This is a genomic window from Paenibacillus sp. LjRoot153 (assembly GCF_964253085.1).
Taxonomy (GTDB): Bacteria; Bacillota; Bacilli; order Paenibacillales; family NBRC-103111; genus Paenibacillus_E.
Genome location: NZ_CAXUQH020000001.1, coordinates 634,035 through 642,718, shown reverse-complemented (window position 1 = coordinate 642,718; position 8,684 = coordinate 634,035). Strand labels below are relative to the sequence as shown.

General features: G+C 38.2%; 9 protein-coding genes. 2 read left to right on the top strand and 7 right to left on the bottom strand.

Annotated elements, in window-relative coordinates:
* The first annotated feature begins 2 nt into the window (after window positions 1-2).
* Window positions 3-338, top strand: coding sequence for a hypothetical protein (locus ACSQ8P_RS03020; protein WP_436233847.1), 336 nt, complete (start codon window positions 3-5; stop codon window positions 336-338).
* Between the two features lie 322 nt (window positions 339-660).
* Here ACSQ8P_RS03020 and ACSQ8P_RS03015 read toward each other — a convergent pair whose 3' ends face one another.
* Together ACSQ8P_RS03015 and ACSQ8P_RS03010 are read right to left on the bottom strand one after the other, a co-directional pair.
* A complete protein-coding gene (locus ACSQ8P_RS03015; protein ID WP_436233846.1) occupies window positions 661-861 on the bottom strand; it encodes a hypothetical protein in 201 nt (66 codons plus the stop codon).
* 598 nt (window positions 862-1,459) lie between these two features.
* Window positions 1,460-1,597: a hypothetical protein gene (locus ACSQ8P_RS03010; protein ID WP_436233845.1), complete on the bottom strand. Its 138-nt coding sequence runs from the start codon at window positions 1,595-1,597 to the stop codon at window positions 1,460-1,462.
* A gap of 437 nt (window positions 1,598-2,034) precedes the next feature.
* Between ACSQ8P_RS03010 and ACSQ8P_RS03005 the strand changes: the two genes are divergently transcribed.
* On the top strand, window positions 2,035-3,354 hold the full coding sequence (locus tag ACSQ8P_RS03005; protein ID WP_436233844.1) for a hypothetical protein: 1,320 nt from the start codon (window positions 2,035-2,037) through the stop codon (window positions 3,352-3,354).
* 488 nt (window positions 3,355-3,842) lie between these two features.
* Here the strand turns inward: ACSQ8P_RS03005 and ACSQ8P_RS03000 are convergent, their stop codons facing one another.
* From ACSQ8P_RS03000 to ACSQ8P_RS02980, 5 genes are all read right to left on the bottom strand, one after another.
* The gene (locus ACSQ8P_RS03000) at window positions 3,843-4,883 is read right to left on the bottom strand and encodes a flavin-containing monooxygenase (protein ID WP_436233843.1); all 1,041 of its coding nucleotides are present in this window, start codon (window positions 4,881-4,883) and stop codon (window positions 3,843-3,845) included.
* A 37-nt stretch (window positions 4,884-4,920) separates the two neighbouring features.
* Entirely contained in the window at window positions 4,921-5,406 is a 486-nt protein-coding gene (locus tag ACSQ8P_RS02995) for an arsinothricin resistance N-acetyltransferase ArsN1 family A (protein WP_436233842.1), read from the bottom strand.
* A 71-nt stretch (window positions 5,407-5,477) separates the two neighbouring features.
* Entirely contained in the window at window positions 5,478-5,933 is a 456-nt protein-coding gene (locus tag ACSQ8P_RS02990) for a MarR family winged helix-turn-helix transcriptional regulator (protein ID WP_436233841.1), read from the bottom strand.
* A gap of 47 nt (window positions 5,934-5,980) precedes the next feature.
* Window positions 5,981-7,216, bottom strand: coding sequence for an MFS transporter (locus tag ACSQ8P_RS02985; RefSeq protein WP_436233840.1), 1,236 nt, complete (start codon window positions 7,214-7,216; stop codon window positions 5,981-5,983).
* 58 nt (window positions 7,217-7,274) lie between these two features.
* Entirely contained in the window at window positions 7,275-8,663 is a 1,389-nt protein-coding gene (locus tag ACSQ8P_RS02980) for an NAD(P)-binding domain-containing protein (RefSeq protein WP_436233839.1), read from the bottom strand.
* Window positions 8,664-8,684: the final 21 nt, after the last annotated feature.

Here is an 8,684-nt window from a genome sequence, read left to right as displayed (position 1 = left end):
TGATGAGGAAGACAACAAAGACTTTTATTATTTTGCTACTAGTTGTTTTATTACCTGTCTCTTATAAAATGTACGGATATTTTACTTATAAACTAGACAAAAATAAGGGAAAAAATGCTGTAGAAGAACATTTCAATAAATATAAATGTACTTATACGATTGAAGAAATTTACGAATATCATGCTGGTTCATGGATTTCCGGGTATACAAATGGCTATTTTTATGAAATAGAAGGTTGTGGTGGAGAACATTACAGAGTTTTTTTTAATACTGGAACAAGAGATTTAATACTAAATAGTCCTGATAATACAGCTACCGTAATAAAAAAAATAAAATAGTCTTTGTTTAATCATTGAGATTCATTATAATCAGTCGAGAACTATATTTCCCAATCGCTTGGTAATTTGTTAACGAATATAAGCGTAAGAGATAAATTTAGTTATTGTCTGCTGCCGGTGTGAGTTAACAAAAATTTGGGCAATCAACACTTCAATGGGATGTATTTATAAGTAATCTTTCGAAGCTTACTTCGAAACCGATATAGTGTGAAAATATACGGTGCACACGTGATCTTGTCCTCTAGTGATGATGAAATGAAAAAAACTACAAGTATGACCAACTTGTAGTTTTTTCTGGGTACATAACTTAAATTACTCTAAATTATTGGCTCAGCAACTCCATTTCCCCAATAGTTATGAAATCTGGGGATCCGTTGTTGGCCAATACGAGAATGCGATACTTGGTGTACGTTACTTCATTATTAAACACGAAACTTTTCGTTACTCCCACCTGCCAACTTGTCACATTACTTTCTTGGCTGAGGGTGACCCAGTTCGTGCCATCGTTAGAAGCTTGAAACATCCAATCTTTAGGCGCTCGTACTATACTGTAGTTATTTTGTGGCTTTAATGTATACTTTCGTATCGACTTCGGCGATGTAAACGCATAGGCTAAAATATAATAAATATTGTTTTGAGAATCTTCATTTTATCTTCTTCCTCTTCTAATTAAAATTATTGGCCAACAGATACTGCAACCAGCGTATTGATTCATCAGCGATTGTTTCAACCATTTATTTATATTTACGTGGTCATAGTGTCAGTACCTAGTGTGGACTTGAAACACCAATTGTAAGAGATACAGTACTTCATATTATGGAGGGTTCGGAAGAAGCTTTTAAACGGAGAAGAGAAAAATATTTATTCTAGACTAGGCTTCATTTTTCTTTAACAGACCCCAGTATTTTCCGTTCTCAGTAAAATCATCACGAGATTCCTTTACCTTGCAAATAAGGTTAATAAGTAATGGATGACACCTATTCTTAATTTATTAGTTCAGTAGATTAATACTGTTATCTAGCTCACATAGATTTTAATCTTTGAATACAGAAAATATCTGCTGTAAAAAAAAAACGATTCCCCTCAACAATGAGAAGAATCGTTTTTTTCTGTTAATGACACTAAGCCATCTCCAGCACAGACTGCACATGATTCTTAATCTTTACTTTGCTCCATTCCCTCACGATATAGCCTTTTTCATTAATTAGGAAAGTTGAACGGATAATGCCCATATACTCACGGCCATACAGCTTTTTCATCGCCCAAACGCCATACTTCTCCGAATATTTTACATTAGTTGCAACACATACGTCATTATAAAATAGAGTAAACTCTGCTAGCTTTACACCACATAGCCTATTGCAACTTCTCTATCACGCCATAACATCTACAGACTTACCATCTAGGACTCCTTGGTTCTGAAAAAAGCCTACTTCGCTATATCCGGACCTAAGATATAGCCATTGGCCTGAATTGTTAAATGGAAAAGTGGAAAGCACAAATTTATAAAAATATTCTCTTTCACGCATCCCCTATTTTAGATAACAAATTCACACCGATATTATCAAAAATCTTATGTTTAATAAGCAATTTTTATTTGATAGATCGTCGAACTTATACATCATCCGTGAAAAGCAAATATATTTTACTGTAATATAAATATGATATAATTAGGGATGTTTCGCCAAAAAGAAAGGTGGCAGTTTTATTGTTAACCACATATATAGAAAGAGTTGAGAGCCATTCAGTTTTCTCCTTAATCGATAAAGGGCTTGAATATGCAGATACAATCCTGCACTTCGATAACCTAGACGAATCATCTAAAGAGCATGTTGAACGGCTTAGATACGTGTACGAGCAGATTAGAAATTCTTTAAGAAATTTTGATCAAGCTTTAATTTCCATTAATATTCTAAATAATGGAAACAACCATTTAACAAATTCAAATAATTGCTTAAATAATTATATAGGTAACCGTCAAGTCTCATATCTAGTTGATGCAAATAGTCACCTTGATAATTTCTTGTTACAAGCACCAGGTCTTTTTAATCCACGAACTGTTGAAGAAATTGATAACTTCCGTGAGTCAATAAGTAGTTTTCGAAGATCGGTAGCACAACACAACAGGAATTCCGATGAAGATGTTCGAAAGATAACAGAAGAAAATAATAAATTGAGGGTTACCATCACCGAACTATCTTCCCAAATTAACGCAGAAAAACAACGAATTGACAATATAATAAGCCAATTCCAACAACAGATAAATACTTTTCAACAACAGTTCTCTCAAGCTGAAGATAAAAGACGTGAAACTTTTACAGAAGATCTCGAAGAATGGAATAACGAGGTTGAAAAAGAAAAGACATCTAGGACAACAGCATATACCGGAATAATTTCGACTTTAGAATCGCAGAATGAGAGTCACAAATTATCTTTAGAGTTGTATAATTCTTCACTTCAGAAAAAATTTGAAGAAGCAGCAAATGAAACTCTGGGTACTATTTATGATTACAAAAAACAAGTTGAAAAATTATTAGGTGCAATTTCAGAGACTGGTCAGGCGATTGGATATAAGAATGTTGCAAATGAAGAACGAAAGGCAAAGAGATTTTGGAGAGGTGTAACTGTCTCGTCCATGTTGCTTTTAATCACTTTTGCAGCTGTTATAGCATACGAATCCTATTCTAAAGAATTTAACATAGCTACTTTCGGAGTAAAAGTATTTGGTGCCTTATCTGTGGGTACCCTAGTCGCTTATGCTGCAAGGCAGGCTAGTTTACACGGACAATCGGAAAATGCTAATAGAAAAATGGAATTAGAACTTGCAGCTATCGGTCCATTTTTGGCCGGGTTTCCAGATAAAGAAATTCAAGAAATCAAACGAGAATTAGTCAAGAGTTTTTTTGGTAAAGAGGACTTGTCCTCTAAGAACAATGAAGAAGTTCCTAAAGGTTCACTAGATGCCGTGAAAATCGCTTTAGAAACAGTTCAACAATTAATAAAGGGAAAGGGTTAACACCCTACATTAATCCTATTGCCAAATAAAGAATGTGTCCCCCGTATCAAAAAAAAGTAGCTACCGAAAAAGGTAGCTACTTTTTCATTTAAAGACTTTATTTACTTACTACACAACTTCTCAAGCTACTCAAGTTGAGGAGCTTTAATACTTCCAACTAGCCGAGTGCTTTTCGAAATTCCTTCTGCCTTCTCAATACCCTGCGCTTTACCCAGCGTCAGAAGCGTTCCAATGGCCACTGAGCCTGTTCTACCTTTACCTCCACATATATATTAAACCAACCTTCTACCCGCTCTTATATGTTCCCATACACGAGCTTTAAAAACCAAAAGCAAGGCACCAGTACAAACAGACACTTTGTACTCCACATCATGAGCGCTTTCGATCCAAAAGACAAACTCTGTAGCGTATCTCAGTTCTCTAATATGCATGCAGTGATATACTTACTACCTAAGCGTTCATTCATCTAATATTTCTATGCCTACACATTATGCTTTTATTAATTTTCTAACTACAATTCTGGCATCAGTCCCAACACCACGAAGTGTTGCAGAGGCAAATGATCTTTGCCCAGAAAGTCCAACGAAATATAAACCATTCGTATCATTACTTACTCCAAACTTATGTCTAGGAAATCCACGATCATCCAACGCATTCAATCCTTCCAAAAAAGATAAGTTCGGCCGAAACCCTGTAGCAAAAATGATGTTATCAACGCTCTCTCTCTCCCCATCGCCCCAAATAACACCATTCTCGTACATCGATGTAAACATTGGTTTTTGATTTGGTTTTCCGCTCTCTAATAGTTCTTTAAATCCTGCTGAATCAATAACAGTTGTTGGCTCTGGAACTGCGCGGCCTAACAAAGGGAATGGGAATTTGTCTAACCCAGTAACACTTAACCAAAAATGCAGATCACGCCCAAATTTAACTTGAGGCAGTAATTTAACCGGCGTTCGAACCGCTAGCGTTGTAGAGGAAACCTCTGCGAGCTCAACACCAATCTGAACCGCTGAGTTCCCACTCCCGACAACAATAACACGTTGACCTTCAAATGACGTGGTATTCCGATACGTAGAAGAATGTATAACCTTGCCTTGAAACTCAGCTAGCCCTGGAATGTCCGGAATAAAGGGTCTATGAAAAGAGCCCGTTGCACATATCACTGCTTTAGCTTCAAAAACCTCCCCATTTGTTGTGGTAACCTGAAAACTTCCATTAATTTTCTCTACTTTATCAACGCGAGTGTTTGTCATCACTGGAAATTTATATTTACTTACGTATTCTCTAAGGTAAGAAATCACTTCATCCCTTGAAGGATAACGATTCCCACCACCTGGGAAAGGATAACCTGGTAAAGAAGAATACTTAGCGGGTGAAAACAACTTCAAACTATCATAGTATTGTGGCCATGATCCTACTGATTCTGAACTCGCCTCTAAAATAATAAAAGGAATACCATATTTCTTAAGGTAGTATCCCATGGCTAGTCCAGCCTGCCCCCCACCAATAACAATGGTTTGATACATAACCCTCACGTCCTCACTGTTTTTTGAATTCCATAGCTTATAGCAACTTCTCCATCGCCATAACATCAATAAACTTACCATCTAGGACTCCCTGGTTCTGAAAAACACCAACTTCACGATATCCTGATTTCCGATAAAGCCCTTGGCCTAATTCGTTAAAGGGAAAGGTAAACAGTACAAATTTATAAAAATCATTCTCTTTACCTACACGTTCAAGCTCAAATAAAAGTCTTTTGCCGATTCCTTTACCGCGGTATATACGTTCAATATAGATGGATAAATCACCAACACCGTTATAAGCGCAACGTGTGCTGTATGGGTTTATAGAAGCCCAGCCGACAACTTGATCATTTTCTTCTGCAATTAATACTGCATATCTTCCTGCGTGAGTTTGAAACCAACTTTGCATATAAAGCAAGTTCTTTGTTTCTTCCTCTAAGGTAGCGATTCTATCCTCAATCCCTTGGTTGTAAATATGAAGAATTGCACTAATGTCGTTTACTTTTGCTTTTCGAATGATCATGCCAACACCTCATTAAATGTAATTTGAAATAGTTGATAATTACAACTAATATTTAAAAATAAACTCCTCATTTACGAGGAGGAACAACAATTTCCATTTTGATTCATTGCCTGACTCAAAAGGCCTAAGCTTTCAACGACCTGATCCCGCTTATTTTCCGGTATGAGTTGTAAAATCCCATGAACATAATTCTCCATAGTTTTGGAAATGGCTAGATGCTGCTCTTCCCCTTTTGAGGTTAAAGAGAGTACCACATAACGCCGATCTTTGGGATCAGGAGTTCTTCGCACCATGTCCAACTCAACCAATTGTTGAATTTGTCTGCTGATTGTACTAGTATCTGTGAAAAGATTCTGAGCCAAATCATTTAGAGCAATATTAGGATGTTTCATTAACTCATAAATGATATGGCTTTGTATTACGGAAATACCACAGCATTGTGCACCATCTTTTTGAAGCAGTCCGAATCTGCGAACAAGTAACTGCAGGACTTCTCTCACATCTGGGAATTGTGGATTATTATTCAATTAGATCACCTAACTATTTTATAACACAAATTAATTGATAAATGCAACTATTGATTAACGATGGTATTCCACCTCATTGCTACATTACCTTTCATAAACCAGGTGATACTTAGCAGCAATAGAAGCATTGCAGAAAGCCAATAAGTCATGCTTAATCCTATGAAATGCTCAGATAAATAACCAAATAACGGTCCCATGGAAGCCCCCACATCGGATACGACTACATACGTGGTCATTATAAATGTTCGAGCAGATCCAAATGCGATATCCGAAACCATTGCATCCATAATGGTGGATAATAAAGTTGTAACTATGAGCAGTGCTAGTAGGTCTAGTAACCAAAGGGCAAAAGGAATCTCGAAATTTGTCACGGCCATAAATATCGCAGCCAAAGCAAGTGAGCCGATAAAGAACGGTCTGCGTCCCCACTTGCGGTCAGATAGCCGTCCAAGCCAAGGAGACATAAATGAGCCCAATGTCCATCGTACGGCCTGGAGAACGCCTGCCAGGGTGGCAGCTCCAATAATTATTTCATAGAACATAAAAGAAGTCTTGTGGTGAACATCAATCAGGTGACTTAACGTTGCAGTGAGCATGCCGTCAAGACTCATGCCAATTAGAAACACAGAAATTAAAGTCCCTTGCAATGCTGGAAGTTTTATAAGCAATCTCTTTTGGAGTGGAGCTTCTTCAGATTTAATTTTTTTCGCCTTGGGAACAAACCTGTAAACAGCAGGAAGAACAAGGAATGCAAGAACACCAAAAGTTGTGGCAACAGCCCGTAATCCAAACAACTCCACACAGATACTACCAGCAAGCATGCCCACTAAACTGCCTATTCGATAAAGTCCGTTGTAAGTCCCCATGAAGTGGCCTCTATTTTGGTCATCTGATAGTTCAAGGATCATGAAATAAGATCCCAAACGAAACAATGACCAAGCCACCCCCCAAATACAACGCAGAATAAGCCAACTATAAAAACCATCTACCCATCCGTAGAGTAATGTAGTAATTCCTGCAATGAATACGGCCAAAAATACACCAGTTCTGATGCTGATTTTTTTGTACAACCATCCTATCAAGGGACCTAGCGGTAATCTCACAAAGCGATTTGCCGAGAGCAAAATTCCAACTTCAATGAGGGATGTAAGTCCCACATCGTTCCAATGAATCGGTAATACAACATAAAGCATCGAATCACCAAATAGTGAGACCGCTGTGATAAGTGCCAAAAAAATAATAGGTTTGAGATCTTTATTTTCTTTTGTCTGCTCTATAATCAACGAACTTCTCCTTTCAAAATAAAAAGCGGCATTGCCCTTAAGACAACGCCGATTATTTCTAGCTGCAGCATGATGATGTCGATACCACTGGTTTGGTACTTGGTGAACAACAAGAACTTACTTCATCAGTTTTCAATACCGTTGCTTCACTCTTTTCAGGTTCACAGCATGAGCTGCTTTGGATACTACATACCCCGGTTTCAGGCAGTTCAAGTTCAACTCTCTCAGCTGCTTCACGATCACCTACTAAAGCTGCAACAACGGATCTCACTTGTTCATAGCCTGTTGCCATCAAGAAAGTCGGTGCTCTACCGTAGCTCTTCGATCCAACAATATAAAAGTCCTTCTCTGGTTGTCTTAGCTCATTCTCCCCGTGTGGTCTAACAGTACCGCAGCTATGAACATTCGGATCGATTAGAGGCGCTAACTCCAATACGCTTTCCAGCCCTGGATCTGCAATCACTCTAACTTCTCTTAAGAAGGAAAAATCAGGACGTGAACCTGTATTCGCAACGATCTCATCAATCGCATCAATTTGCGCCAATTCGCTGTTTAAAGAACCAACAACCTGAATTTTTTCCCCATCTTTTTTTAATTCTTGAATATGAAATGGCGTTATCACTTTAACTTTACCTGACTCAACTAAATTCTGAATACGCGTTCCGAGTTCTCCTCTAGCAGCAAGTTGATCTTTCTCCCGTCCCCCGTAAACATCCTCTAGCCTAGATTTTCTTAGTACCCAGACAATTTCAGTCTCCTGTACTTGCCCTTTAAGTTCTCCGAGTTCCAAAAGTGTATTGATCGCAGAATGGCCACTACCAACAACAAGAACTTTCTTTCCACTATACCGCTCTTTGTGCTCACCTAGAACTTCAGGTATACCATAAAACACTTGTTTGCTCACTGACTGCTCCTCAAATGTCCAGACCCCCTCAGAAAGGATTGGATTAGGACTGGTCCAGGTACCCGAAGCATCGATGACAGCCTTGGCTTCAACCAAGAATCGTTCCCCATTTTTTTCAACATGCAATACAAATGGAAGGTCATCGCGGCCTTGTGTTTTCACCTTATTTAGGCCTTTTCTACTCACAGCGGTCACTTTAGCATTCAAGTGTATGAAAGGATTGATTTCAGGCAACTCAGCGAAAGGCTTAAAATAGCGCTCAATCATTTCTAATCCAGTAGGGAGACTCGAATTATCTGGGGCTATCCAACCATGTGAAGTAAGTAACTGCCGCGCTGCTTTATCTATATTGTATTCCCATTGGGAAAAGAGACGTACATGAGCCCATTGAAGGACACTAGCCCCCACCGATTTCCCTGCATCGAACAATACAAAGGATTCTCCTCGTGTAACTAAATGTGCAGCTGCGGCAAGGCCAACAGGCCCAGCACCTATGATCGCAACAGGTAATTTCGCTTTAGATAGTACTGTATTTTCACTCATTAAAGATACCTCCATATATTT

Bases quoted from the DNA above. Each gene is read 5' to 3' on its own strand.
- ACSQ8P_RS02980 (WP_436233839.1), bottom strand. From the start codon at position 8,663: ATGAGTGAAAATACAGTACTATCTAAAGCGAAATTACCTGTTGCGATC.
- ACSQ8P_RS03010 (WP_436233845.1), bottom strand. From the start codon at position 1,597: ATGAAAAAGCTGTATGGCCGTGAGTATATGGGCATTATCCGTTCAACT.
- ACSQ8P_RS02995 (WP_436233842.1), bottom strand. From the start codon at position 5,406: ATGATCATTCGAAAAGCAAAAGTAAACGACATTAGTGCAATTCTTCAT.
- ACSQ8P_RS03000 (WP_436233843.1), bottom strand. From the start codon at position 4,883: ATGTATCAAACCATTGTTATTGGTGGGGGGCAGGCTGGACTAGCCATG.
- ACSQ8P_RS03015 (WP_436233846.1), bottom strand. From the start codon at position 861: ATGTTTCAAGCTTCTAACGATGGCACGAACTGGGTCACCCTCAGCCAA.
- ACSQ8P_RS03020 (WP_436233847.1), top strand. From the start codon at position 3: ATGAGGAAGACAACAAAGACTTTTATTATTTTGCTACTAGTTGTTTTA.